The sequence below is a fragment of the Allobosea lathyri genome (assembly GCF_900108245.1).
In the GTDB taxonomy this organism is placed as follows: Bacteria; Pseudomonadota; Alphaproteobacteria; order Rhizobiales; family Beijerinckiaceae; genus Allobosea; species Allobosea lathyri.
Window position 1 is genome coordinate 452,764 of sequence record NZ_FNUY01000002.1, and the last position, 25,330, is coordinate 478,093.

21 protein-coding genes are annotated in these 25,330 nt (G+C 64.5%); 2 read left to right on the forward strand and 19 right to left on the reverse strand.

What is annotated here, in order from left to right:
- Positions 1 to 24: 24 nt before the first annotated feature.
- From bamA to frr, 6 genes are all read right to left on the reverse strand, one after another.
- On the reverse strand, positions 25 to 2,514 hold the full coding sequence (gene bamA / locus C4S73_RS06485; protein ID WP_103871645.1) for an outer membrane protein assembly factor BamA: 2,490 nt from the start codon (positions 2,512 to 2,514) through the stop codon (positions 25 to 27).
- A gap of 216 nt (positions 2,515 to 2,730) precedes the next feature.
- Complete coding sequence (gene rseP, locus C4S73_RS06490) at positions 2,731 to 3,879, reverse strand: RIP metalloprotease RseP (RefSeq protein WP_103871646.1); 1,149 nt, start codon at positions 3,877 to 3,879, stop codon at positions 2,731 to 2,733.
- A gap of 24 nt (positions 3,880 to 3,903) precedes the next feature.
- On the reverse strand, positions 3,904 to 5,082 hold the full coding sequence (gene dxr, locus C4S73_RS06495) for a 1-deoxy-D-xylulose-5-phosphate reductoisomerase (RefSeq protein ID WP_103871647.1): 1,179 nt from the start codon (positions 5,080 to 5,082) through the stop codon (positions 3,904 to 3,906).
- A 7-nt stretch (positions 5,083 to 5,089) separates the two neighbouring features.
- The gene (locus C4S73_RS06500) at positions 5,090 to 5,920 is read right to left on the reverse strand and encodes a phosphatidate cytidylyltransferase (protein WP_244595466.1); all 831 of its coding nucleotides are present in this window, start codon (positions 5,918 to 5,920) and stop codon (positions 5,090 to 5,092) included.
- Entirely contained in the window at positions 5,917 to 6,678 is a 762-nt protein-coding gene (locus tag C4S73_RS06505; RefSeq protein ID WP_103871648.1) for an isoprenyl transferase, read from the reverse strand. The genes C4S73_RS06500 and C4S73_RS06505 overlap by 4 nt, the downstream gene beginning before the upstream one ends.
- A gap of 115 nt (positions 6,679 to 6,793) precedes the next feature.
- On the reverse strand, positions 6,794 to 7,357 hold the full coding sequence (gene frr / locus C4S73_RS06510; protein WP_103871868.1) for a ribosome recycling factor: 564 nt from the start codon (positions 7,355 to 7,357) through the stop codon (positions 6,794 to 6,796).
- A gap of 190 nt (positions 7,358 to 7,547) precedes the next feature.
- Between frr and C4S73_RS06515 the strand changes: the two genes are divergently transcribed.
- Positions 7,548 to 7,961, forward strand: a complete 414-nt coding sequence (locus C4S73_RS06515; protein WP_103871649.1) for a VOC family protein — start codon at positions 7,548 to 7,550, stop codon at positions 7,959 to 7,961.
- Positions 7,962 to 7,992: 31 nt separating this feature from the next.
- Here C4S73_RS06515 and pyrH read toward each other — a convergent pair whose 3' ends face one another.
- The 13 genes from pyrH to C4S73_RS28865 all read right to left on the reverse strand — a co-directional run bounded on the left by pyrH (position 7,993) and on the right by C4S73_RS28865 (position 23,228).
- On the reverse strand, positions 7,993 to 8,700 hold the full coding sequence (gene pyrH, locus C4S73_RS06520; RefSeq protein ID WP_103871650.1) for a UMP kinase: 708 nt from the start codon (positions 8,698 to 8,700) through the stop codon (positions 7,993 to 7,995).
- Between the two features lie 122 nt (positions 8,701 to 8,822).
- Positions 8,823 to 9,746, reverse strand: coding sequence for a translation elongation factor Ts (gene tsf / locus C4S73_RS06525; RefSeq protein ID WP_103871651.1), 924 nt, complete (start codon positions 9,744 to 9,746; stop codon positions 8,823 to 8,825).
- A 193-nt stretch (positions 9,747 to 9,939) separates the two neighbouring features.
- Entirely contained in the window at positions 9,940 to 10,950 is a 1,011-nt protein-coding gene (locus C4S73_RS06530; protein WP_103871652.1) for a 30S ribosomal protein S2, read from the reverse strand.
- A gap of 227 nt (positions 10,951 to 11,177) precedes the next feature.
- A complete protein-coding gene (locus tag C4S73_RS06535; RefSeq protein ID WP_103871653.1) occupies positions 11,178 to 11,522 on the reverse strand; it encodes an MmcQ/YjbR family DNA-binding protein in 345 nt (114 codons plus the stop codon).
- Between the two features lie 137 nt (positions 11,523 to 11,659).
- On the reverse strand, positions 11,660 to 12,058 hold the full coding sequence (locus C4S73_RS06540) for a pore-forming ESAT-6 family protein (protein WP_103871654.1): 399 nt from the start codon (positions 12,056 to 12,058) through the stop codon (positions 11,660 to 11,662).
- Positions 12,059 to 12,320: 262 nt separating this feature from the next.
- The gene (gene pncA / locus C4S73_RS06545; protein ID WP_103871655.1) at positions 12,321 to 12,950 is read right to left on the reverse strand and encodes a bifunctional nicotinamidase/pyrazinamidase; all 630 of its coding nucleotides are present in this window, start codon (positions 12,948 to 12,950) and stop codon (positions 12,321 to 12,323) included.
- Positions 12,951 to 12,961: 11 nt separating this feature from the next.
- Positions 12,962 to 16,435, reverse strand: a complete 3,474-nt coding sequence (gene dnaE, locus C4S73_RS06550; RefSeq protein ID WP_103871656.1) for a DNA polymerase III subunit alpha — start codon at positions 16,433 to 16,435, stop codon at positions 12,962 to 12,964.
- 364 nt (positions 16,436 to 16,799) lie between these two features.
- Positions 16,800 to 17,498: an ABC transporter ATP-binding protein gene (locus tag C4S73_RS06555; protein ID WP_103871657.1), complete on the reverse strand. Its 699-nt coding sequence runs from the start codon at positions 17,496 to 17,498 to the stop codon at positions 16,800 to 16,802.
- 7 nt (positions 17,499 to 17,505) lie between these two features.
- Complete coding sequence (locus tag C4S73_RS06560) at positions 17,506 to 18,825, reverse strand: lipoprotein-releasing ABC transporter permease subunit (protein WP_103871658.1); 1,320 nt, start codon at positions 18,823 to 18,825, stop codon at positions 17,506 to 17,508.
- A 37-nt stretch (positions 18,826 to 18,862) separates the two neighbouring features.
- Positions 18,863 to 20,194 carry a proline--tRNA ligase gene (gene proS, locus C4S73_RS06565; protein ID WP_103871659.1) on the reverse strand — a complete coding sequence of 444 codons (1,332 nt, stop codon included), beginning with the start codon at positions 20,192 to 20,194 and terminating at the stop codon, positions 18,863 to 18,865.
- Positions 20,195 to 20,330: 136 nt separating this feature from the next.
- Complete coding sequence (gene coaD / locus C4S73_RS06570) at positions 20,331 to 20,831, reverse strand: pantetheine-phosphate adenylyltransferase (protein WP_103871660.1); 501 nt, start codon at positions 20,829 to 20,831, stop codon at positions 20,331 to 20,333.
- 66 nt (positions 20,832 to 20,897) lie between these two features.
- A complete protein-coding gene (locus C4S73_RS06575) occupies positions 20,898 to 23,033 on the reverse strand; it encodes a methyl-accepting chemotaxis protein (protein WP_146071288.1) in 2,136 nt (711 codons plus the stop codon).
- A gap of 72 nt (positions 23,034 to 23,105) precedes the next feature.
- Entirely contained in the window at positions 23,106 to 23,228 is a 123-nt protein-coding gene (locus C4S73_RS28865) for a hypothetical protein (RefSeq protein WP_280177575.1), read from the reverse strand.
- Positions 23,229 to 23,381: 153 nt separating this feature from the next.
- Between C4S73_RS28865 and C4S73_RS06580 the strand changes: the two genes are divergently transcribed.
- On the forward strand, positions 23,382 to 25,262 hold the full coding sequence (locus C4S73_RS06580) for an ABC-F family ATP-binding cassette domain-containing protein (RefSeq protein WP_103871662.1): 1,881 nt from the start codon (positions 23,382 to 23,384) through the stop codon (positions 25,260 to 25,262).
- The last annotated feature ends 68 nt before the right edge of the window (positions 25,263 to 25,330 follow it).

The following is a 25,330-nucleotide window of genomic DNA, read 5'->3' on the forward strand; positions in this document are numbered from 1 at the left end:
GCGGGGCGCGAACGCCCCGCCGCGTCAGAAACGCGTGCCGCCCGAGAAGCGGAACGCCTGGGTGCGGTCGCCACCATATTTGATGCCGGTCGTCGGATCGCGCTGGCCTTCATCCTTCGACAGCGCATAGGCGTAATCGAAGCGGATCGGGCCGAGCGGCGACTGCCAGAGCAAGCTCACGCCAACCGACGAACGGATGGTGTTCTTGTCACGCACGCAGGCAACGTTGGTCTGGTAGATCGAGGTCGTAGCAACATTGAACTGGCGCGGTTCAGCACCGGCCGGGCAACCGGCGAAGGCCGGGTTGGTGATCGACTTCGAACCGCCATCATAGTTGAACAGCGTTCCCGCGTCGGCGAAGAGCGCGCCGCGCAGACCCAGATCACGCGGAAGACCGAAGATCGGGAACTGAACTTCGAGCGAGCCGCCGAAATAGGTGGTGCCGCCGAGTGCGTTCGCGGTCGGATCGTTCAGCACGTCGCGCGGGCCGATGCCGGAGGGTGCGAAACCACGCACCAGCGTCGGTCCGAGGAAGTAGTGATCGATCATGCGCAGATCGCCGCTGGTGGCTTGAACGTGACCACCCTGCAAGCGGGCGAAACCGACAACGTCGTCGAAGATCTCACGATAATAGCGAGCATCCGCTGCGACGCGCAGGAACTTGGAGTCGCCACCGACGCCGGCAAATTCCGGCTTCAGTTCGGCCACGAAGCCGTTACGCGGGTTCTGGACGTTGTCGAGCGAGTTGTAGTTGAAGTTCAAGCCGACAAGCGACGTCAGGGTCGTGCCCGCTGCTTCCTTCACCGCGATCGTGGCTTCACCGTTGCTCAAGCAGTTGAACACCGAATTGCCGGGGATCGGCGTGATGCCCAAAAGCGGAGCCGTACAATCGTTATACGGGCGATCAGCCGTGTTCGGGATCTCGATCTCGGTCTGGTAGAGCGAGTAACGCGGCGTGATCGAGAACTCCTCCGTGATCGGGAAGGTCAGGCGCACCTGACCACCGGTCACGCGGCTCTCGAAACGGCCGGTATTGTAGTTGTCGCTGAACTTCGAGAACAGGTCGAAGCCCGCCGCGATCCGATGTCCGAGGAAATAAGGCTCGGTGAAGGAGAAGTCGACGCCCTGCGTCCGCTGTCCGAGCGTGCCCGCGATGCGGACGAACTGGCCACGGCCGAGGAAGTTGGATTCCGACAGCGAGACTTCGCCGATGATGCCGTCAGAGGTCGAGTAACCGCCGGCGATCGAGAACGAGCCCGTCGCCTTGTCCTCGACATCGATGTTCATGATGACGCGATCGGGCGCGCTGCCCGGCTCGTTGGTGATCCGAACCTTGTTGAAGAAGCCCAGATTGTTCAGGCGCCGCTCGGCCCGGTCAACCATGACCTTGTTGTAGGCATCGCCCTCGCCGAGGTCGAGCTCGCGACGCACGACATAGTCACGCGTACGGGTGTTGCCGCGCACATTGATGCGCTCGACATAGACCCGCGGGCCTTCATCGACGACATAGGTGATGCCGATCAGGCGCCCTGCCGAATCCCGATCGCCGCGCGGACGGACCTGGGCGAAGGCGTGACCGCGACGCGACACTTCGGTCGTCAGATTGACCAGCGACTTCTCGACAGCCTCGGCATTGTAGGTGTCACCAGCCGAGGTGACGACGTAACGCTGCAGCGCGGCGGCATCGACATCGCGCAAAGCGGAGTCGACCGAAACGTTGCCGACCTTGTATTGCGGTCCTTCGTCGACAGTGATGTCGATGACCCAGCCGCCCGCAGCCTCATCGAAGCGCGCCGTGTTGCCGACGACCTGGAAATCGGCATAGCCGTTCTTCAGATAGAAGCGCCGCACCAGCTCCAGATCGGACGTGACCCGATCGGCGTCATAGACGTCCGAGGTCTTGATGAAGCTGAGGAAGTTCGATTCCGTCGTGCTCATCAGGCCGCGAAGGCGGCTCGCCGAATAGGCGCCATTGCCGGAGAAGTTGATCGACTTGACGCCGGTCTTACCGCTCTCGTTGATGGTGAACACAACGTCGGAACGGCCGTTCGGCAGCGGCGCGATACGCCCGCTCACCGAGGAAAGGCCGTAGCCGGAACGGCGGTAGACCTCGCGCAGGCGCTCCACATCGGAGTCGATCAGGGCCTGGCTCATCGGCCCGCCCGCCTTCGACTGAACCTGCTGGAGCAGCATGTCGCTCTTCAAACGGCGATTGCCCTCGAAAGCGACGCGGTTGATCGAATCGTTTTCCTGAACGGAAATGACGGTCTGCGCGCCGCGGCGGCTGACCTGAACATTGGAGAACAGTCCGGTCGCGAGCAGATTCTGGCGAATCTCCTGCGGAGCGCCCTGCCCATAGGAGCGGATCGTTTCCGCATCGACGCGCCGGTTGCCCTGGACAACCACGGCCTGTGCGAGGACCACGCCACCACTTACGGCCAACATGAAGGCCGAAAGTCCGACTGATCGAGAGAGCCGCATCCTGAAACTCCGGCTCTTTGGGGTCGACGTCATCGGGTCGCCTATTCCATTTCTCTGGTCACCACCCCAACTGGGGACCGCTACCTGAAGGCAACAGCACGGGGACATTGCAGTGCAATCGCTTCTACAAAGTTTCCTGCTGGGTGCAAACCGACATTGTCGTTAACAAAATATTTTTAGCGGCCACGTTGCCATGAGGCCACGTGGCCTGCCGTGATTTTGCCGCAAAGCAGGCCGGAACGTGCCAGATCAGAGCAGTGAACGGACGTGGACGATGTCATTCCACGTTACGAACAGCATTAACATGAGCACGAGGCCGAGACCGAGGCGAAAGCCGATTTCCTGCGCGCGCTCGCTCAGCGGGCGCCCCCGGATGGCTTCATACATATAAAACATCAGATGGCCGCCATCGAGCATCGGCACCGGAAGCAGGTTCATCAGGCCGATGGAAACCGAGAGGATCGCCGCGAGGTTGAGCAGGCCAAGGAAACCACTATTCGAGGCCACCAGCCCCGAGACCTGCGCTATCCGGATCGGCCCCGACAACTGGTCTGCCGATTCTCGCCCCTTCACCAGCTTCGCCAGATAGTCATAGGTGCGCTCGACGACGAACCAGGTCTCCGACACGCCGACCTTGGCGGAATCGACGAAGCCGAATCGCTGCGTCGTCCAATCCTCGGCCTTGCGCGAGGCCTGGACGCCGACCACGCCGATCCGCTGCTTGCCGATCGGCGACGTCGTCTCGACGAGATCGGGCGTCACGGGAAGGGTCACGGAGCCACCCGCACGCTCGACCGTCACGGCAAGCGTCTCGTTCGGACGAACCGAGATCACCCGCTGCATGTCTGCAAAACTGCCGATGGGATGACCTTCGATCGCCACCACGAGATCGCCTGCGCGCAGGCCGGCGCGCTCGGCCGCGCTGCCGGCGACGACCTGGTCGATCCTGGGGATCAGGACCTGCTTGCCGAAGACGAAGACCGTCGCCGCGAAGATGAATATCGCCAGCAGGAAATTCGCGATCGGACCCGCGGCCACGATCGCGGCGCGCTCGCCGATCGACTGGGCCGGGAAGGACCGCTCCCGCTCCCGGGGCGACATGCGAGCGACCTCGGCAGTGTCGGGCGTGCTGGAAGCGTCGGCATCGCCGGAAAATTTGACGTAGCCACCCAGCGGGATCAGCGCGAAGCGCCAGCGCGTGCCGTGGCGATCATTGAAGCCGAAGATTTCGCGGCCGAACCCGATCGAGAACACCTTGACGTCGACGCCGCACCAACGACCGACCAGGAAATGGCCGAGCTCATGGATGAAGACGACCAGCGTCAGGACGAAGAGGAAGGGCAGCAGGTAGCCCAGCAAGAAATGGCCGGCGCCCCAGATTGTCGCTGCGAATTCCATCAAAATCTCCTGATCAGTTCCCCCTTAGGTGACAGCGAACACCGCCTGCGACAAGAGCTGCCGCGCGCGCTTTCTTGCTTCTTGGTCAATGGCGAGCGCGGTCGCAACATCGACCGGCGCGGCCATGCCGGCATCCGCACGACTGCAGACAGCCTCGACCAAGGCGGGGATTCCGGCAAACCCGATGCGACCCTCGATGTAAGCCGCGACCGCCACCTCATTGGCAGCATTGAGAATGACGGGCATGGCCCCACCCTGTTCCAATGCGGCCATCGCCAGGCCAAGCGCCGGAAAACGCTGGAGATCGGGCCGTTCGAATGTCAGGGGCGCCGTCATCGCCAGATCGAGAAAACGTGCCGGGGGCGCATCGAGACGAGCGTCGACACCGAGGCAATGGGCCGCAGCAACGCGCATATCCGGTAGCGCCAGGCCGGCGCTGACGGAGCCGTCGCGGAAGGTCACGAGCCCGTGGACGATCTGCTGCGGATGCACCAGCACCTCGAGCTGAGCCGGCTCGAGCCCAAACAGGAAGCAGGCCTCGATCAGCTCCAGCCCCTTGTTCATCATGCTGGCGGAATCGATCGTGATCTTGGCGCCCATCGCATAGTTGGGATGGGCCAGCGCCTGCTCCAGCCGGGCATCGGCAATCTGCTCGGCGCTCCAGGTGCGAAATGGCCCGCCCGAGGCGGTCAGGGTCATGCTGCGGATCGAGGATATCGGTTCGCTGCCCAGCACCTGGAAGAGCGCGTTATGCTCGGAATCGAGCGGGACGATGCGCGCGCCGACAATTTGTGCGCGCGCCATCACGGCTGCGCCTGCGCAGACGAGGCTTTCCTTGTTGGCGAGCGCTATGATCCGGCCTGGCGTCAGGGCTGCGAAGGTCGCCTCCAGTCCCGCAGCGCCCGAGATCGCGCTGACGACGATGTCGCTGGGCATCGCAACCGCTTCGAGCACGGCCGATCGCCCCGCACCGTTGGCAATTCCAGTGCCGGCCAGCGCATCGGCCAGAGCACGCCCGGCTTGCGGATCGGCCAGCGCTGCGAAACTCGCTCCGGTTTCGATCGCGACCTTCGCCAGCGCCTCCGCATCGCGCCCGCCGACGACCACGCCGATCGCCAGGCGATCAGGGTTTTCGGCGATCACGTCGCGAGCGGAACGGCCTACGGAGCCGGTCGCCCCCAGAAGAGTGACAATGCGGCGCATGGGACGATCAGAAATCGAGATTGATCAGGAACAGGACAAGGCCAGCGAAAACGAGCACCGCCCAATAGCCGTCGAGACGGTCAAGGAAACCGCCATGACCGGGAATGAGGCGGCTTGAATCCTTCGCGCCGAAACGACGCTTCAAGGATGATTCGAAGAGATCGCCGGCCTGACTGACGACCGAGGCGACTAACGAGCCTGCGACGACGAGAGCCGGCCCGACGATCTGGGCAGCCGACGGGGTCAACGCCCAGACGACATAGCCACCGAGCGTTCCCGCCAATGTCCCGCCGAGAGCGCCCGACCAGGTCTTCTTGGGGCTGACGCTGGGCATCAGCTTGGGACCACCCAGCTTGCGGCCGGTAAAATAGGCCGCGATGTCGGTGAACCAGACCGTCGCGAAGCTCCAGAGGATGATCGCGAAGCCGAGCTCCGGGAGAGCCCGCAAGGCGGGAGCGACGAGCGCGAAGGCGAGCGCGTAGGCGATCCCGCAGGCCTCCAGAGCCAGGCGATTGCTGACCTGCGGCGTTGCGACAGCCCCGATCAGTGCGGCGGCGGCGGCAACCCCGGCCAGAGCCGGCTGGCTGGCCGGAGAAAAGCCCAAGGCCAATCCCGCAATCGCCACGCCGATCCCGCCGGCTATCGCGTTATGACGGCTGACGATCGATAGCCACTCATAGGCGACCAGCCCGGCGACAAGCACCCAGATCAGGCGAAATGGCCAGCCGCCCCAGATCGTCGCGGCAAGAATGCCGACCGCCATGACGAGCGCGGAGGCGACCCTGAGCTTCAGCTCGCCGGGGCCTGCCGTCGGTCCAGCAGGAGCGGGCTCATTCACGCCGCGCCTGCTTTGCGATTGGCCGGCTCGGACAGGCCGCCAAAGCGGCGCTCGCGACGCGCATATTCCGCCAGGGCTTCTTCCAGCGCGGCCCGGTCGAAATCGGGCCACAGCACCGGCGTGAAGACGAATTCGGCGTAGGCAGCCTGCCAGAGCAGGAAATTCGAGATGCGCGTCTCGCCGGATGTTCGGATCACCAGTTCCGGGTCGGGCAGGTCGTGCGTATCGAGCCGCGCCACGAATGCCGTCTCGTCGATCGCAGCGGCGTCGATCCGGCCGGCTGCCGCGTCTGCGGCAAGGCGCCTGGCGGCGCGGACGATCTCGTCGCGCGAACCATAGTTGAACGCCACGACCAGCGTCATTTTGGTGTTGTCGCGCGTGACCGTCTCGGCATGCTCGACCAGTCCGCGCAGTTCGGGCGCAAGGTCGTCGCGGCCGCCGATGATGCGCACGCGCACGCCCGAGGCATTCAATTCGGCGAGATCCTTCTCGACGAAGTGCTTGAGCAGCCCCATCAGGAAGGAGACCTCGGCATGAGGCCTGCGCCAGTTCTCGGTCGAGAAGCTATAGAGTGTCAGAATCTCGATGCCGAGTTCCCCGGCATTCTTGACCGCCCGACGAAGCGATTCGAGGCCGCGTCTATGCCCCTCCTGCCGAGGCAGGCCGCGCATTTGCGCCCAGCGTCCATTCCCGTCCATGATGATTGCGACATGGGTCGGGCTGGCGGCGTGCTCTCCCTGACGCTGGCCTGCTGACATTCGATATGCCTCGTTCGGCCTAGCGCCGGAATGAATACCACGCAGGACAGCCCGGCGTGGGCGACGAAACTCAGAAAAGACGCCGGCTCAGAGCTACAGGCTCAGACCTGCAGGCTCAGACCTGCAGGATTTCCTTTTCCTTCGCCGCGAGCGCCTGGTCGATCTCGGCGATGTGCTGGTCGGTCACCTTCTGCACCTGGTCGGACTGACGCTGCACGTCATCCTTGGTGAAGTCGCCGTCCTTTTCGACCTTCTTGATGATGTCGATGGCATCGCGGCGGACATGGCGCACTGCGATCTTCGATTCCTCGGCGTATTTATGCGCGACCTTGACCATTTCCTTGCGGCGCTGCTCGTTCAGCTCGGGAATGCGGATGCGCAGCACCTGCCCTTCCGTCTGCGGATTCAGCCCCAGATCAGATTCGCGGATCGCCTTGTCCACGGCATTGACCATGCTGCGGTCCCAGACCTGGACGCTGAGCAGGCGGGCTTCAGGCACGCTCACCGTGGCAAGCTGGCTGAGCGGCGTGCGTGCGCCATAAGCCTCGACCTGGATGGGGTCGAGCATATTGGCCGAAGCGCGGCCGCTGCGGAGCGAGGCGAGATCGCCCTTGAAGGACTGGAGCGCGCCCTGCATGCGGCGCTTCACGTCAGCGAGATCGAACGTCGTCTGGGCCATCGTCTTCAAGACCTTGATATTATACGAAACCGGGCGCGACCATGGCGGCCGGTCCGCGCAGGGTCAAGGATTTCGTGCGCTAATCGCGACCTCTAGACACGGTCCACGACAGCGGCGGGGGTTGACCACCCTTCCTTAGTCGCTTCCGTCGTGGAAATCACCGCAACGCGCCCAAAAATCGGAGTCGGCCATGCCGCGCCTGAACCGCATCATCGAGACCGCGCTTTACGTCGACGATCTTGAACGGGCCTCGACCTTCTACAAGGACATTCTCGGGCTCGAGGCGATGCTGCACACGAGAACCTTGCATGCCTTTGATGTCGGTGGTGCCAGCGTATTGCTGCTGTTTGCGCGCGGAGAATCGCTCCGCAGCCAGACATCAGCTGGCGGAACCATTCCGCCGCATGACGGGTCGGGGCCGCTTCACATCTGCTTTGCCGTCGATACCAACGCCTTGTCCGAATGGGAGGAAAGGCTGAAGCAGCATGATGTCGCCATCGAAGGCGAGATGAGCTGGGAACGCGGCGGCAAGAGCCTCTATTTCCGCGACCCCGACGGCCATCTGCTCGAACTGATGACGCCGGGAATCTGGCCGAACTACTGAGCCCGCGCCCTTTTCGGGCGCAGACGTGTTCTCAAGGGGTCACATAGGTGGCCCTGCCCTCGCCGCGCAGGACGGCGGCCAGCGCGCCCTTTTCCGCGATCGAGAACACCACGATGGTGAGCCCGGCATCGCGCGCCAGGGCGAAGGCGGCGGTATCCATCACCTTGAGGTCGCGCTGGATCGCCTCGGCATGGGTGAGCGTGTCGTAGCGCGTCGCGGCCGGATCCTTCTTGGGATCGGCGGTATAGACGCCGTCGACCTGGGTCGCCTTGAGCAGATGGCTGCAATCGAGCTCGGCAGCGCGCAATGCCGCACCGGTATCGGTGGTGAAATAAGGGTTGCCAGTGCCGCCGCCGAGCACCACGACCTTGCCGTTGGTCAGATGGTCGAGCGCGCGTTTGCGGGCGTAGCTTTCGCAGAGCGAGGGCATCGGCACGGCCGACATGGCGCGCGCCGGCGCGCCGGCGCTCTCGATCGCGTGCTCCAGCGCGAGCGCGTTCATCACGGTGCCGAGCATGCCGATCGAATCGGCGCTGGTGCGGTCGAGCCCCTTGGTCAGACCCTGCACGCCGCGAAAGAAATTGCCGCCGCCGACGACGATGGCGATCTCGACACCCTCATGCGAGGCGTGAGCGATATCGGCCGCCAGCGCTGTCAGTGTGAGGCCGTCGAGACCCGTTCCCGCAGGTCCTGCAAGGGCTTCGCCGGAGAGCTTAACGAGAACACGCTTGGGTCTCATCGATCATCTCCGTTATTGTGGGCTGATGTTGCCATGGGGGAGACGATTCGTATCGTCTCCCCCCTTCCTACAAAAAAGGCCGCGCAAAGCGCGGCCTTTTTCTCATTAGCCAACAAGCTTTATCAGCCCGTCGTTCCGCCGGCCGCCGCGACTTCCGCAGCGAAATCCTGCTCTTCCTTCTCGATGCCCTCGCCAAGCGCGTAGCGGGCGAAGCCGGTCAGCTTCACCGGAGCGCCGACCTTGCCCTCGATCTCCTTGAGCACCTGGGCGACCGACTTGGAGCCGTCATGGATATAGGCCTGCTCCAGCAGGCAGTATTCCTTGGCGTAGCTCTTCAGGCCGCTTTCGGTGATCTTCTCGAGCACCTGGGGGGGCTTGCCGGCGTTCTTTTCGGCCAGGATCGCCTTCTCGCGCTCCAGAACCTCCGGAGCGACCGAAGCGAGATCGAGCGCGACGGGATTGGTCGCCGCGACATGCATGGCAAGCTGACGGCCGAGAACCGCGAGTTCGTCGGTGTTTCCAGTCGATTCCAAGGCGACGATGACGCCGATCTTGCCAAGGCCGTCGGCGACAGCGCCGTGGACATAGGAGCCGATCAGGCCGGCCGAAACCTTCAGCGTCGCGACGCGGCGAAGGGTCATGTTCTCGCCGATGGTGGCGATGGCATTGGCGATGGCCTCGGCCACCGTGCCGCCGCCGGGATAATGATGGGCGAGCACCGCATCGACGTCGCCGCCACGCTCGAGCGCGACATTGGCGATGCCGTGGGCCAGCGCCTGGAATTCCAGGTTGCGGGCGACGAAATCCGTTTCCGAGTTCAGCTCGACGACGACGCCATTATGGCCGGCGATCACGACGGCGACGAGGCCTTCGGCGGCGACGCGGCCGGCCTTCTTGGCGGCCTTTGCGAGACCCTTCGTACGCAGCCAGTCGATCGCGGCCTCGATGTCGCCGTCAACGGCGCTGAGCGCGGTCTTGCAGTCCATCATGCCCGCGCCCGTCTTGTCGCGGAGTTCCTTCACCATGCCGGCGGTGATCGCTGCCATCTGTCTTGTCCTTACTGTCGTGCGGATGGCGCCTGACGGGCGCAGCCGCGAAATCCGTGTCGAAACATCACGTGATGCGAAACATTATTTGATGAAGGAACGCCGACGATCCGTTTCCGGCCGCCGGCGCTCGTCTCGCATTATTGAAGAATGCGCTTTCGCGACGCGCCTATGACGCGTCGCGGAGTTAAGCTCAGGCGTCGGCGAGTTCACGCGCCTGGGCGACCCAGCCGTCGCGCTCGATGCGACCGGCGAGCTTCAGGTCGTGGTCGACCTTGGTCACGTCGGCAGGCGTCATCGAAGCGAACTGCCAGAAGTGGAACAGGCCGCCGTCATTGAGCTTCTGAACCAGCTCGGGACCCATGCCCGAGAGCTTCATCAGGTCGTCCGGCGCGCCGCGCGGCGCGGTCAGCAGCTCGAAAGCCGGCCCGGCATCGGTGGCGGCAACCGTCTCGGCGACGACTTCCTCGACGACCGGAGCTTCGGCAGCGCCGATGTCGATGCCATGGTCGCCCGAAGCGCGCGAGATGCCGTCGATGGCAGAGCGCGCGATCAGGTCGCAATACAGCGCGATGGCGCGGCCGGCGTCGTCATTGGCGGGAACCGGGAAGGTGATGCCATCCGGATCGCTGTTCGAATCGATGATGGCGGCGACCGGGATGCCGAGGCGCTGGGCCTCCTTGATCGCGAGCGCTTCCTTGTTGGTGTCGATGACGAAGATCATGTCGGGCGTGCCGCCCATGTCCTTGATGCCGCCGAGAGCCTTCTCGAGCTTGTCGCGCTCGCGCGCCAGCATCAGGCGCTCCTTCTTGGTCAGGCCGGTGCTGCCGCCATTCAGGAGCTCGTCGACCTTGCGCAGGCGCTGGATCGAGGCCGAGATGGTCTTCCAGTTGGTCAGCATGCCGCCGAGCCAACGCGAATTCACGTAATACTGGGCCGAGCGCTTGGCAGCATCGGCAATCGAATCCTGCGCCTGGCGCTTGGTACCGACGAAGAGCACGCGGCCGCCACGGGCCACGGTGTCGCTGACCGCCTGCAGGGCGCGCGACAGCATCGGCACCGACTGCGATAGGTCGAGAATGTGGATGTTGTTGCGCGTGCCGAAGATATAGGGCGACATCTTCGGGTTCCAGCGGTGCGACTGGTGGCCGAAATGCGCGCCTGCTTCAAGCAGCTGGCGCATGGAGAAATCTGGCAGAGCCATGGTGTCTATCGTCCTTCCGGTTGTAGCCTCTGGGGTGCGAATGAACGAGGCATAAGCTGCCAAGTCACCGGAACGCCTCGGGTATGAGGCGATGCTCCCCATGTGGGATGGGCTGCGCCATACAGGGGATGGACGGCGAATGCAAGGCGTTGCGCGTCCGAAAACCGCGTCCCGGTTTGATTTTTGGCCTGGGCGACGGGTAACGATCCCTGCGTCGGCGCGCAAACTTATCGGCGTTTCGACTTCTTATCAGTACCTGGCTTCCGCTGCACGGCGTCCGCCCACGCGATTTCGAGCGCATTCGCGAGTTCCGCCAAGCCGAGCCTGGCCAACTCCACAGTGGTCCAGCCTTGTCGGCCCCATGCATTCGGCACCGGAGCGAAGGCTTCAGGCACCATCATGCATTTGAATTCCTGCTCGTCGGGCGAGAATTTGAGATTCGCACTAAGCCCGTCGGCGGCGAGCGTGACGTAGATCCGCGCGACCTTGAACGCCGCGCGGTCGAAATGCGGGGCCTCGGACGTGCCCTCCAACGATAGCGCCAGACGGCGCAGATCACTCCCGGTTGCCATGCCCCTCCAGCCGCATTGCCGTTGCAACTTGCAGAACTTCGCAGCGATACGATCTCTGCATGTGCTGGCGTAGCGTATGGCATATCGCACATACGCTACGCTGACTGATGTTGCCTGGGACGCCTGTCCTTGAGGCCTTATTTGGGCAGGGCCGCGCCGGCCTGCTTGATCGCGTCGCCGACCTGCTTGCAGAATGTCGCGGCGGTCCCGTTCTGCGCCTTTGCGATCGCCTCGATGTCCTGTTCCATGCCCATTGCCGCGATGGTGCCCTTGCGACCCTGTGCTTCGGCGGCATCGCCGGCGCTTTTGTCGGCAGGCACCGGAATCATGCCGATCATGTTCTTCTGGATTTCAACGACGTCGGCACCGACAAAGCCTTTGTCGGCGCAATAGGCCATCAGACCGATCTGGTTCCGGCCCGCCTGATAAGCAAGCTTGAGCTGGTCGGCCTGTGTCTGAGCGTGGGATGCCGACCCCGAGGCCAGGAACGCCGTCACGGCTGCGGCAATGCAAAGCGGTTTCGCGAAAGAGATCATCCAAATACTTCCTTGCTTTAATTCGCATCTTGTCGATGCGTGCCCCTTCTCCCGGACCCGGGACTATCGTTGTCGAGCTCGCAATACAATCTCGTGACGACCTATGACGCCTCTTTCCCACCATCTCCGCGGATCGCGCGAGCAGCCAAGACAGGGCTGGAGGGGGCAATCCATTGCCTGCATCGCAAGCGCTATGCCGTTCGCGCCTCGCGCCACGTGGGGCGATGTTCCTCGTTCAGGCCCGCAGCGAGCCACATCCGGCTCACCTCAGCAACGCCGCTGCGGTTCCGACGCGCTTGACACCCAACGCCGCCATCTCAGCCCAGGCCCGATCCAGCGAACCGTCGAGATCGATCGCGCGGCAGGCCTCCTCGACCACCAGCGTCTCGAGCCCAGCCTTCGCCGCATCCTGCGCCGTCCAGTTGACGCAGAAATCGGTGGCAAGGCCGACGATGACGGCGCGAGTCACCCCGCGCTCCCGCAGATAGCCGCCCAGACCTGTAGAGGTCTTGCGGTCTGCCTCCATGAAACCGGAATAGCTGTCGATCTCGCGCCGATAGCCCTTCCGGATGACGGTCTGAGCGTGGGGCAGATCGAGATCGGGATGGAACTCCGCGCCTCCAGTGCCCTGCACGCAATGGTCGGGCCAGAGAATCTGCGGGCCATAGGGCAGTTCGATCAGTTCGAAGGGCTCCCTGCCGGGATGGCTCGATGCGAAGGAGGAATGACCGGGCGGATGCCAGTCCTGCGTCAGGATGACAGTGGCGAAGCGCCTGCCGAGCGCGTTGATGACCGGCACCACCTCGTTGCCTCCTGGCACGGCTAGACTGCCGCCCGGGCAGAAATCATTCTGCACGTCGACGACGATCAGGGCGGTCCGCTCGTCGATCATCGCGCCTGCTCCTACCGCAGTTCGACGCTGACCACGCCGGGGGCCGCGCGCACGGCATTGGCGATCTGCTGGTTCACCGGGTAGCGCCCGGGCAGCTCGATCTCGACCTCCTGGGCGCCGTCGTTCAGGATCATCACGAGCGCTATCTTGCCTTCGGCGCGGATGCCGTCGCTGCGCGGCCGAACCCGTTCGGCGATCGAGGCCAGGGCCTTGTCGTCGCGCAGATAGACCAGCAGGTCCTGCTTCTGGCGCGCTGCCAGATCATCCAGCACCTCGACATCCTCGATGCGCGGACGAACATCGTCGCCATCGAGCACCGCCGACAGGCGCAGGACAAGCGCCCTGCCCGGTTCCAGCAGGTCGCGGTAGCGCTGCAGCCCTTCGGAGAACAGGATCGCCTCGAACTGTCCGCTGGGATCCGACAGGTTGACGATGCCCATCTTGGAGCCGGATTTCGTGCGCCGCTCGGACTTGTCGATGACGGAGACCGCGACCTTGGCGACGCCGGTACCGTTGGCGCGCACGGTCTGGGCGAACTCGGCGAAGCGCTGCACGCGCAGCCGCTTCAGCACATGCTCGTAATCGTCGAGAGGATGCCCCGAAAGGAAGAAACCGACCGCATCATGCTCGCGCCGCAGCCGCTCGGCCGGTGCCCAGGGCTCGACCGGCGGAATGCGGAAGGCCTCCTGGACCGTGCCGCCTCCGAACAGCTCCGATTGACCGCCGGCAGCGGCATCACGCGTCCGGTTCGACAGGGCCAGCATGCCGTCGATGGCAGCCATGGCCCGAGCCCGTTCGGGCTCGAGCTCGTCCATCGCCCCGGCCGCGATCAGCGCCTCGATGGTACGGCGATTGACCAGTTTGGTATCGATGCGGCGAGCGAAATCCGCGAGATCCCGGAAATCCCCCGCAACCCGGCGCGCGACAACGACGGATTCGACCGCGGCGCGTCCGACCCCCTTGATGGCGCCGAGCGCGTAGCGGATCGCGCCGTCGGCGACGTCGAACTCGACGCCGGAGCGATTGATCGCCGGCCGTTCGACCTTGATGCCGAGGCGCTCCGCATCGCGGCGGAATTCCGAGAGCTTGTCGGTGTTGCCCATGTCGAGCGTCATCGAGGCCGCCAGGAACTCGACCGGGAAATTCGCCTTGAGATAGGCGGTCTGGAAGGCGACGACGGCATAGGCCGCCGCATGGCTCTTGTTGAAGCCGTAATCGGCGAATTTCGCCAGCAGGTCGAAGATCTCGGACGAAATGTCCTTGGTCATGCCGCCTTCGATGGCGCCCCGCACGAAACGGTCGCGCTGCGCGTCCATCTCGGCCTTGATCTTCTTGCCCATGGCGCGGCGCAGCAGGTCGGCCTCGCCGAGCGAATAGCCCGACAGCGCCTGCGCCACCTGCATCACCTGCTCCTGGTAGACGATGATGCCATGCGTCTCGGCAAGGATCGGCTCCAGCTTGGGGTGAAGATAGGTCGGCTCTTCCTGCCCGAGCTTGCGGCGGCAATAGCTCGGGATGTTGTCCATCGGGCCCGGCCGGTAGAGCGCGACCAGCGCGATCAGATCCTCGATCCGGTCGGCCTTCATCTCGACCAGCGCCTTGCGCATGCCGACGCTTTCCACCTGGAACACGCCGACCGTCTCGCCCCGCGCCAGCATCTCGTAGCTCTTGGGGTCGTCGAAAGGCAGGCTCGCCAGATCGACCGCGATGCCGCGCTGGGCGATCAGTGTCACCGCCGTGGTCAGCGTGGTCAGCGTCTTCAGGCCGAGGAAGTCGAACTTCACCAGCCCGGCCTGCTCGACCCATTTCATGTTGAACTGGGTGACGCGCATGCCGGTGCGCGGATCGACCGAGAGCGCGACGAGTTCTTCCAGCGGCCGATCGCCGATCACCACGCCTGCGGCGTGAGTCGAAGCATGACGGTGAAGCCCTTCCAGCTTCTGGGCAATCTCGAGCAGCCGCGCGACGACCGGCTCTTCCTCCGCCGCCTGCTGCAGTTTGGGCTCGCCCTTGATGGCTTCGGCCAGCGAGATCGGCTTGGCCGGGTTCTGCGGCACCAGCTTGGTCAGCTTGTCGACCTGGCCGTAGGGCATTTCCAGCACGCGGCCGACGTCGCGCAGCACGCCGCGGGCCTGCAAGGTGCCGAAGGTGATGATCTGCGCGACGCGTTCCTTGCCATAGTGCTGCTGGACGTAGTCGATCACCTCTTCACGCCGGTTCTGGCAGAAGTCGATATCGAAGTCGGGCATCGAGACGCGGTCGGGATTGAGAAAGCGCTCGAACAGCAGGCCGAAGCGCAGCGGATCGACATCGGTGATCGTCAGCGCGTAGGCGACGAGCGAGCCCGCGCCCGAACCACGGCCCGGGCCGACCGGAATACCGTGATCCTTGGCCCATTTGATGAAATCCGAGACGATCAGGAAGTAGCCCGGATATTTCATCCGGGAGATGACCGAGAGCTCGAAATCCAGCCGCTTCTCGTAATCCTCGATGCTGAATCCCGGGGATGGACCATGCTTGTCGAGACGCGCCGCGAGACCGATCTTGGCCTGCCGTTCGAGTTCGAGCCCCTCATCGGTTCCATCCGCGCCGAAGCGCGGCAGGATCGGCTTGCGCAGGCCGACGCGCCAATGGCAGCGCATGGCGATCTCGACGGTGGCCGATAATGCCTCGGGAAGATCGGCGAAGCGCCGCTTCATCTCTGCCCGGCTGGCAAAATAATGTTCGGTCGTGACGCGGCGGCGCTCGCCATCCGAGACCAGCCGCCCTTCGGCGACGGCCAGCAGCGCGTCATGTGAATCATAATCGGCAGGCTTGGCGAAGAAGGATTCGTTGGTCGCCACGATCGCCAGATCGGCGTCATAGGCGAGGCGCAGCAGATGCGCCTCGATCGCCGCCTCGCCATCGCCGCCATGGCGCTGGAGCTCGACATAGAGCCGATCGCCAAAGATGCGGGCCAGCGTATCGAGTCGCGCCTTGGCCTGCGGCAGCTGCCCATTGCGCAAGGCGAGATCGACCGGGCCGCCATGGCCTCCGGTGAGCGCAATCAACCCGTCATGATGGGCCGCCAGCCGCTCGATCGTCGAAAGCGGCTGCCCGCTCCCGCCGCTGGCGAGGCAGGCTTCGGTGACGAGCTTCATCAGGTTGCCGTAGCCGGCTTCCGTCATGGCGAGCAGGACGATATGTGGCACGACCTGCTGGACCGGCTTGCGCCCGCCCTCCGCCTCATCGGCGAAGTCGACCGAGAGCTGCACGCCAGCGATGGGTTGAAGCCCGGCACTGGTAAGCTTCTCCGAGAATTCGAGAGCGCCGAACAGGTTATTGGTGTCGGTCAGCGCCAGCGCCGGCTGGCCGTCGGCCGCCGCGAGCTTGGCAAGCGTGCCCACCATGGTCGCGCCTTCGAGCAGCGAATAGCTCGAATGAACGTGGAGATGGACGAAGCCGACCTCGGACAGAGTGCGTGCCTCTCCGGATTCCCGTCCCATCATCCGTCCCTGCGGTTTCTGCGACTCGCCGCGTCGCCTCTGCGTTCATATGCGGCGGTTGCGAGCCCTGCGTCGAGGGGACGGTTTGCCGCCTGTGGACGGCTGGGCAGTCGGGGTCGGAGCCTCAGACCTGAGGACCCGAGAGCAGTGCCGCCCAGACCCAGATCATGCCGAGAAAGAGTCCGAGCGAAACGACTTCCGCCATTCCCGCCGCCAGCTTCCGAGCTACAATCATGTCGACCTCCACGCGTTCTATCTATGTTCAGATTAATTCATGTTTTGTTCTCGTCAATGCCTATAGGTAAAACCTCGCTGGCGCAGAGCGAGGGCGGTTAATCATCGATTAACAGGAAAGCGGAGCTCGTCAGAGCGGGACGACGAGCCCATCCCGAATCGTCACCTGGCGATCCATGCGCCGGGCCAGATCGAGATTGTGTGTCGCAATCAGCGCAGCCAGCCCCGATGCCCGCGCAAGCGCGACAAGCGTGTTGAAGACATGGAGCGAGGTGTGCGGATCGAGATTGCCGGTCGGCTCATCCGCCAGAAGCAGGCGCGGCGTGTTGGCAACGGCACGACCAATGGCGACGCGTTGCTGCTCGCCGCCGGAGAGTTCACCCGGCAGATGGTCGAGCCGTTCGCCGAGGCCGAGAAAAGTCAGAAGCTCCGCTGCGCGCTCCTCCGCCAGCCCCTTGCCGAGGCCGCGAATGCGCTGCGGCAGCACGACATTCTCCAACGCGCTGAATTCCGGCAGCAGATGGTGGAACTGGTAGACGAAGCCGATCTCGGTCCGGCGCAGCCGCGTACGTCCCTTGTCGTCCAGTTTCGCGGTCGCCATGCCGCCGATGAAGACTTCTCCGGCATCGGGCTTTTCGAGCAGCCCCGCGACATGGAGCAGCGTCGACTTGCCGGTGCCGCTCGGTGCGACCAACGCGACGAGTTCGCCCGGCCAGAGCGCGAAATCCGCCTTGCGCAGGATTTCGAGCGGGGCGTCGGTCTGTGGATAGAAGCGCTCGACCTGGGACAGGAAGAGGGCTGGCGTTTCGCGTTTCACGGGCGTGGCCATGTGTGTCTCAGCCCATCCGCAGTGCTTCGACGGGATCGAGACGTGCCGCCTTCCAGGCCGGGTAGAGCGTCGCCAGCAAAGACAGGACAAGCGCCATCAGAACGACGCTCGCAACCTCGCGCCAGTCGATGACGGAGGGAATGTCACTGAGGAAGCGCACAGTCGGGTCCCAGAGGTTGGCGCCGGTCAGCCAGTTCAGCGCCGCCATGATCGCCTTGATGTTGTTGGCGAAGAGGACGCCGATTCCCAGGCCCGCAAGCGTGCCGAAGACGCCGATGGCGGCCCCCGTGATCAGGAAGACGCGCAGCACCGTGCCGCGGGAGGCACCCATGGTGCGCATGATCGCGATATCCGCGGTCTTGTCCTTCACCAGCATGATCAGGCCCGACACGATGTTCAGTGCCGCGACCAGCACGATCAGGGTCAGGATGATGAACATGACGTTGCGCTCGACCTCGAGCGCATTGAAGAAGGTTCGGTTGCGCTGGCGCCAGTCCGACAGCACCAGCGGGCGTGGCGCGTCGGCCTCGATCGCGTCACGCACGGCTTGCGTATTGTCGGGATTATCCACGAAGATCTCGATGACGTTCACATCGCCTTCGCGGTTGAAATAGGCCTGCGCCTCGGTCAGCGGCATGAAGACGAAGGATGCGTCGAATTCGGTCATGCCGATCTCGAATACCGCCTGCACCGGATAGGCTTTTATGCGAGGGGCCGTGCCGAAGGGCGTCGATGCGCCCTTGGGCGAGACGATGGTGATGGTATCGCCGGCCTGAATCCCGAGCGAATCCGCCAGCCGCTTGCCGATCGCCACGCCGCCGGCCGTATCGAAACCATCGAGCGTGCCGCGCCGGATGTTGCCGCCGACGAAGGGAATCGACTTGATGTCGGCCTCGCGGATGCCGCGAACGAGAACGCCGCCATTGCCGGTCTGCGAGGAAGCCAGCGCCTGCCCCTCGACCAGCGGAATGGCGAGCTTGATGCCTTGTATGCGACGCAGCCGCGTGGCGACGGAATCGTAGTCGTCGAGCGGGCGATCGATCGGCGTCGCGAAGATATGGCCGTTCACGCCGACGATCTTCTCCAGCAACTCCTTGCGGAAGCCGTTCATGACCGACATCACGATGATCAGCGTGGCGACGCCCAGCAGGATGCCGAGGAACGAGAAGCCGGCGATAACCGAGACGAAGCCCTCGCGCCGGCGCGTGCGCAGATAGCGACCCGCCAGCAGCCACTCGAAGCCGGCGAACGGCCGGGTGCCGGTGGGCTGTTCACGCTCTGCGTGAGGTGTTGCCTCCGCAGCATTCACTTGCGTCGCCACTGTCATCGGCGATTGCCCTGCCTTGCGTGTTCAGCGCGTTGCGTCACGCCGCCTTGCCCTTGAAGCGATCGAGCGCCGCCTCGAGCGAGACGAGTTCGCGCTCGCCGTCGGCGCGGCGCTTGATCTCGACCTTGCCCTCGGCCAGGCCCTTGGGCCCGACGATGATCTGCCAGGGCACGCCGATCAGGTCGGCGGTGGCGAACTTGCCGCCCGGGCGGGTGTCGGTGTCGTCGTAGAGCGCGTCATAGCCCTTGGCGAGCAGCGCCTTGTAGAGCTGTTCGCAGGCGCCGTCGGTCGCGGCATCGCCGACCTTCAGGTTCAGCACCGCGATGTCGAAGGGCGCGATCTCGTCGGGCCAGATGATGCCGCCGTCATCATGGCCGGCCTCGATCAGCGCGGCGACAAGCCGACTCGGGCCGATGCCGTAGGAGCCCATGTGAACCGGCGCGGGCGTACCGTCGGGCCCGGCCACGGTCGCGCCCATCGGTTCGGAATATTTCGTGCCGAAATAGAAGATATGACCGACCTCGATGCCGCGCGCCGAGAGCTGGCTCTCGGCGGGAAGCGCTTCAAAAGCCGGAGCCTCATGCATCTCCTCGGTCGCGGCGTAGAGGCTCGTCCATTTGTCGACGATGCCCTGCAGGCCCTCCACGCTGTCGAAATCGGTGTCGATCGCAGGCGTCTCGAAGTCGAGATAGTCCTTGTGGCAGAACACCTGGCTCTCGCCGGTCGAGGCCAGCACGATGAATTCATGGCTGAGATCGCCGCCGATCGGGCCGGTATCGGCGCGCATCGGGATCGCCTTCAGGCCGAGCCGCGCGAAGGTGCGCAGATAGGCCGTGAACATGCGGTTATAGGCGTGCCGCGCCGCGTCCTTGTCGATATCGAAGGAATAGGCGTCCTTCATCAGGAATTCGCGCCCGCGCATCACGCCGAAACGCGGCCTGACCTCATCGCGGAACTTCCACTGGATGTGGTAGAGATTCAGCGGCAAGTCTTTGTAGGACTTGACGTAGGAACGGAAGATGTCGGTGACCATCTCCTCGTTGGTCGGGCCGAAGAGCATGTCGCGCTCGTGCCGGTCCTTGATGCGCAGCATTTCCTTGCCATAGGCATCGTAACGCCCGCTCTCGCGCCAGAGATCGGCCGACTGGATCGTCGGCATCAGGATCTCGATGGCGCCCGAACGGTTCTGCTCCTCGCGCACCACCGCATTGATCTTGTTCAGCACCCGCAGGCCCAGCGGCAACCACGAATAGATGCCGGCCGATTGCTGGCGGATCATGCCCGCGCGCAGCATCAGGCGGTGCGAGACGATCTCGGCCTCCTTGGGCGTATCACGCAGGATGGGCAGGAAATAACGGGAGAGGCGCATTGGAGAACTCTTTGGGGGGCGATACGCAGCGAATGGCGCACCGAGTCACTTCATCCCAGAGACACCATCGCTGTTTGCAAAATGCAAACCAAAATCCACAAGCACGAACAAAGATGGCGCAGTTGTGTGCTGGAGGTCAGCGCGCCGCGAATTTCGTCCTGAGCGCGGCCAGCACGGCAGGCGGCACGAAGGGCGAGACATCGCCGCCCATGCTGGTGATCTGCCGGACGAGCGTCGCGGTGATATGGCGCACGTCGGCCGAGGCCGGCAGGAAGACAGTCTGCAGATCGGGAGCCATCGCCTCGTTCATGCCCGAGAGCTGCATCTCGTAGTCGAAATCCGTCGCATCGCGCAGGCCCCTGATCATCAACGTCGCGCCGGCATCGCGCGCCGCGCGCACAGTCAGGTGGTCGAAGGTCACGACTTCAAGCGAGACGCCGGCTGCGCTTGCAATCGGCAGGGCGACCTCGCGCAGCAACGCGGCCCGCTCTTCCGCCGAAAAGATCGGCGTCTTGCCGGGGTGGACGCCGATGGCGAGCACAAGCCGGTCGCAAAGCCGGCAGGAGCCCGAAATTACGTCGACATGGCCGTTGGTGACGGGGTCGAACGACCCGGCATAGAAGGCGGTGCGTGTCATGAGACAGGGTTAGCCGCTGGCCTTGCTTCCGACAAGGCCGACGCAGTCAATCGACAAGGCGCCGGATCAGGCCGCCCTCACCTGGGCGATGAACTGGTCGACGCGCGACTTCAGCGATTGAGCCAGGCCCGTCAGCTCGCTCGACGCACGCGACACCGCCGCAGCCGCCTCCGAGGTCTGCTGCGAAGCCGAGGAGACCAGGCTCGTCGCCTCGCCGATACGGCTGAACTCGCCGGTCGCGGCGCCGACATCGGCTACGATGGCATGGGTCACGCCATGCTGATGCCGCATCGTCTCGGCCGTTCGGCGCACCGCGTCGCTCAAGCCGCCGATCATGTCACGGATACCGGCGATGGCCTCGACGGTTGCCGACGTCGCCTGGTTCATCGTCGCGATCTGGCGCGAAATGTCGTCGATGGCGCGCGCAGTCTGACCCGACAGCCCTTTCACCTCCAGGGCGACGACGGCGAAGCCGCGGCCGGCCTCACCGGCGCGGGCAGCCTCGATGGTGGCGTTGAGTGCGAGAAGATTGGTCTGCGCCGCGATTTCCGAGATCAGGCCGATCACGTCCGACACGCGCGCAGCTCCGGTCGCAAGCGAATCGACCACCGTCCCCATTTCGTCGGCATAGTCCTTGGCCGAGCGCGCGGAACGATCCGAAGACTGCACGTCGCTGTCGAGGCGATCGATAGCATGCCGCAATTCCTGCGCCGCGCCTTCGATAGAGCGGATGCTGGCAATCGCGCGCGAGGTCGAATCATGCACGGTGCCGGCGCTGGCCTGCGTCTGCCTTGCGCCGCTGGAGAGTTCGTTGGCGGTCACACTGAGCTCTTCGGCCGCAGCCGAGACAGCGCCCGTCACGCCCAGGATCGAGCGCTCCAGGTCGCTGGCGAGGTCGGAGAGCAAGGTGGCCCGCTGAAGCTGGCCTTCCCTGTCGCTCTCCTCTCGTTCGCGCCGTCGCGCCTCCTCGTCCTCAAGCAGATTCTCGCGAATGCGTTGCACCGCTCTGGCGATCGCGCCGATCTCGTCGCGACGATCCGCGCCTGGGATACGCATATTCGTCCGGCCCGCGGCAACGCCGGCCAGCGCCACGGCAAGGCCGCCGATCGGCCGCGCCACCGAGAGACCGAGCACAAGCGCAACCAGCAGCAGCGGCCCGAGCACGCTCAGGCCGGCGACGAAGATCGCCCGGTCGATCTTCTTGACGACGGCGAAGGCGGCCTCCTCCGGCTCCGTCAGCCACAGCAGCCATGTTGCATTGCCGATCCGCACCTCGCGGCCGGCGGCGACCAGGGGAGCGTCGTCCCGGCTGGTCAATTGCAGCATGTTTCCGCCGGCCGCCACGAGGCGGCGCTGATCCAGCGTTTCGCGGGGGGCCGAAGCCAGCCGGCGGGCAGCGGGATCCGACCGCATGAAGCCGTCATTGCCGACGACATAAGTGCTGATGTCGCGCGAGGCCCCGGAAATCGTCGCCAGGACATTGTCGATGAAGGACGTGCTGATCGCGATGACGAGCGTGCCCATCTGTGCGTCGGAATCGTCTTCCACGCTCCTGAACTGCTGCGCCAGAAAGGCTCGGGGCTCACCACCGGCCAGATCATAGGGCGTGAAATCAAGAGCAACCTGCTCACCCGCAGGCGCAGTGGCTGCCGCGGCCACGACTTTGGCCAAATTGGTATCGGCCAGATCGGCCTCGCTCAGGAGCCTGCCGAATTCCGGGCCCTTGGTCACGCTGTAGACGACGCGCCCCTTGTGCGAGATCAGGAAGATATCGGCATAGTCGAACTGCTTCAGCGCGGCGAGATAGGTCTGGTGGATCGGGAGATGGCGCCAGGAATAGCCGTGCGGATGCCCGGCGCCTGTCCTGGTCATGCGCGCGTCCTGATCGAGCGAGGCGTCGCCACGGTAATACGACGTCACAGCTTTCAGATCGTGGGGACCGAGCTCCATCCATTTGCCGATTTCGTCGAGCGAACTGACGGCATAGGCGCTGCGCGCCTGGACGGACAGCTCCGAACGCAGCCGATCCCAGCGGCGCTCGATGGCCTTGGCGTGGCTCTCAGCCAGCAGATTCAGGCGTTCATGGACGGCATCGCGCGCCCAGACCGACACTGCGTGATAGGCCGACCAACCGACCGCGAGGGCCGCGAGGCAGGCCAGAGCGAGCATGGCGGCGGGTAGCCTTACCCTAAGGCTGAACAAGCTACGCGTCTCCGGAAGCGGCAAGTTCCGAAGAGTGAGGCGTGTTTGGTTAAATTTCGTTGAAGAGACCGGTCAAACCAGAGGCATCAAAGCTGCAAGCGCGGCGGCGCTGCCAACGATGACCGACAGGAAGACGAGCAATGACGCCGCAACGGATATCCGGCGAGGACTGATGTAACGCGGATCGACCTGCATGGTTTGCCTCTGCGAATCGCGGAAACCTCCGCTTCCTTTGCGTGAAGCGATGAGCCGGCTGCCTGAAGGCGGCAGCGTGGCGAAAACATGGCTGGCCTGCCGTGGACGGTTTCTCGATTGCATTGGGGCCCGCTTCACGCCTAAACCCCCGCCATGCTTACCTTGAACGACATCACCTACCGTCTCGGCGAACGGTTGCTCCTCGACCATGCCAGCGCCTCCCTGCCCGATGGCTCGCGTGTCGGGCTCGTCGGCCGCAACGGCACTGGGAAAACCACGCTGTTCCGCATCATCACCGGCGATCTCTCGCCGGAAGGCGGCAGCGTCAGCCTACCCAAGGGCCGGCGCATCGGCGGCGTGGCGCAGGAAGCGCCGGGCGGCCCCGAAACGCTGATCGAAGTCGTGCTGGCAGCCGACACCGAGCGCGCCGCGCTGATGGCTGAATCCGAGACGGCCAAGGACCCGCACCGCATCGCCGAAATCGAAACCCGGCTCGCGGACATCAATGCCCATTCCGCTCCGGCCCGCGCCGCGACCGTGCTGCATGGGCTCGGCTTCAATGAGGAGGCCCAGCAGCGGCCCTGCTCCGACTTCTCGGGCGGCTGGCGCATGCGCGTCGCGCTCGCAGCTGTGCTGTTCTCCGAGCCCGACCTGCTCCTGCTCGACGAACCGACCAACTATCTCGATCTCGAAGGCACGCTCTGGCTCTACGACTATCTCGAGCGCTATCCGCACACCGTTCTGGTCGTCAGCCATGATCGCGAACTGCTCGACACCTGCGTCGACCACATCCTGCATCTCGACCAGGGCAAGCTGACGATCTATCGCGGCGGCTATACCTCCTTCGCCAAGCAGCGCGCCGAAAAGCAGATGCAGCTCTCGAAGGCGCGCGAAAAGCAGGACGCCGAGCGCAAGCATCTCCAGGCCTTCGTCGACCGCTTCAAGGCCAAGGCCTCGAAGGCGCGTCAGGCGCAGTCGCGCGTCAAGCGGCTGGAGAAGATGGAGTCGATCGCAACTATCGTCGACCGCGACGTGCAGCCCTTCAGCCTGCCGGGCCCCGAGCGCCCGCTGTCGCCACCGATGATCGTTCTGAACAATGCCAGCGCGGGTTATGGCGACCGCACCGTGCTGTCGAAGCTCAATCTGACGCTTCTGCCCGACGACCGCATCGCGCTCCTCGGCTCCAACGGCAACGGCAAGTCCACCTTCTGCAAATTGATCGGTGGGCGTCTGCCGCCCCTCACCGGCGAGATGCGCCGCTCGTCGAAACTGGAAACGGCCTATTTCGCCCAGCATCAGCTCGACGAACTACGCATGGAGGATACGCCGGTTGCGCATCTGCGCGACCTGATGCCCGACGCGCCCGAGGCCAAGGTCCGCGCCAAGGCAGCGCAGATCGGCTTTCCCGCGCAAAAGGCCGAGACGCCGGTTAAGAACCTCTCGGGCGGCGAGAAGGCGCGATTGATGCTGGGCCTGGCGGCGTTCGGCGGCCCGCATCTGCTGATCCTCGACGAGCCGACGAACCATCTCGACATCGACAGCCGCACGGCATTGGTCAATGCGATCAACGACTATCCCGGCGCCGTCATCCTCGTCAGCCACGACCGCTTCCTGATCGAATCCTGCGCCGACCGGCTCTGGCTGGTGGGCGACGGCACAGTGAAGAATTTCGACGGCGACATGGAGGACTATCGCAGCTTCGTGCTCGGCACCGCCAAGGCGGCCAAGCGCGAGAAGTCCACGACCGATGCAGCCTCGTCGGGCAATGGCAAGGCAGACGAGCGCAAGGGCGCGGCGGTCAAGCGCGTCGCACAGGGCCCGTTGCGCCAGAAGCTCAATCTCGCCGAGGCGAAGATCGCCAAGCTGACCGGGCTGATCGAAAAGGTCGACGGCGTGCTCGGCAACGGCTCGGCCTTCGCCCGCGATCCCGAGAAGGCCCGCCTCCTGTCGCGCCAGCGCGCGGATCTGGCCGAGGCGCTTGCGGCCGCCGAGGAAGAATGGCTGGGCCTGAGCGAGGAGCTCGAGAACGCCTGAGGCAGCAAATGGCTGCTGCCTTGGGACGGAAACCCGCCGTCATTCCGGGGCTTCGCGGAGCGAAGAGC

What these genes read in the sequence shown, in the direction of transcription:
- bamA (WP_103871645.1), bottom strand. Translation starts at nt 2,514, where the DNA reads ATGACGTCGACCCCAAAGAGCCGGAGTTTCAGGATGCGGCTCTCTCGA.
- rseP (WP_103871646.1), bottom strand. Translation starts at nt 3,879, where the DNA reads ATGGAATTCGCAGCGACAATCTGGGGCGCCGGCCATTTCTTGCTGGGC.
- dxr (WP_103871647.1), bottom strand. Translation starts at nt 5,082, where the DNA reads ATGCGCCGCATTGTCACTCTTCTGGGGGCGACCGGCTCCGTAGGCCGT.
- C4S73_RS06505 (WP_103871648.1), bottom strand. Translation starts at nt 6,678, where the DNA reads ATGTCAGCAGGCCAGCGTCAGGGAGAGCACGCCGCCAGCCCGACCCAT.
- frr (WP_103871868.1), bottom strand. Translation starts at nt 7,357, where the DNA reads ATGGCCCAGACGACGTTCGATCTCGCTGACGTGAAGCGCCGCATGCAG.
- C4S73_RS06515 (WP_103871649.1), top strand. Translation starts at nt 7,548, where the DNA reads ATGCCGCGCCTGAACCGCATCATCGAGACCGCGCTTTACGTCGACGAT.
- pyrH (WP_103871650.1), bottom strand. Translation starts at nt 8,700, where the DNA reads ATGAGACCCAAGCGTGTTCTCGTTAAGCTCTCCGGCGAAGCCCTTGCA.
- tsf (WP_103871651.1), bottom strand. Translation starts at nt 9,746, where the DNA reads ATGGCAGCGATCACCGCCGGCATGGTGAAGGAACTCCGCGACAAGACG.
- C4S73_RS06530 (WP_103871652.1), bottom strand. Translation starts at nt 10,950, where the DNA reads ATGGCTCTGCCAGATTTCTCCATGCGCCAGCTGCTTGAAGCAGGCGCG.
- C4S73_RS06535 (WP_103871653.1), bottom strand. Translation starts at nt 11,522, where the DNA reads ATGGCAACCGGGAGTGATCTGCGCCGTCTGGCGCTATCGTTGGAGGGC.
- C4S73_RS06540 (WP_103871654.1), bottom strand. Translation starts at nt 12,058, where the DNA reads ATGATCTCTTTCGCGAAACCGCTTTGCATTGCCGCAGCCGTGACGGCG.
- pncA (WP_103871655.1), bottom strand. Translation starts at nt 12,950, where the DNA reads ATGATCGACGAGCGGACCGCCCTGATCGTCGTCGACGTGCAGAATGAT.
- dnaE (WP_103871656.1), bottom strand. Translation starts at nt 16,435, where the DNA reads ATGGGACGGGAATCCGGAGAGGCACGCACTCTGTCCGAGGTCGGCTTC.
- C4S73_RS06555 (WP_103871657.1), bottom strand. Translation starts at nt 17,498, where the DNA reads ATGGCCACGCCCGTGAAACGCGAAACGCCAGCCCTCTTCCTGTCCCAG.
- C4S73_RS06560 (WP_103871658.1), bottom strand. Translation starts at nt 18,825, where the DNA reads ATGACAGTGGCGACGCAAGTGAATGCTGCGGAGGCAACACCTCACGCA.
- proS (WP_103871659.1), bottom strand. Translation starts at nt 20,194, where the DNA reads ATGCGCCTCTCCCGTTATTTCCTGCCCATCCTGCGTGATACGCCCAAG.
- coaD (WP_103871660.1), bottom strand. Translation starts at nt 20,831, where the DNA reads ATGACACGCACCGCCTTCTATGCCGGGTCGTTCGACCCCGTCACCAAC.
- C4S73_RS28865 (WP_280177575.1), bottom strand. Translation starts at nt 23,228, where the DNA reads ATGCAGGTCGATCCGCGTTACATCAGTCCTCGCCGGATATCCGTTGCG.
- C4S73_RS06580 (WP_103871662.1), top strand. Translation starts at nt 23,382, where the DNA reads ATGCTTACCTTGAACGACATCACCTACCGTCTCGGCGAACGGTTGCTC.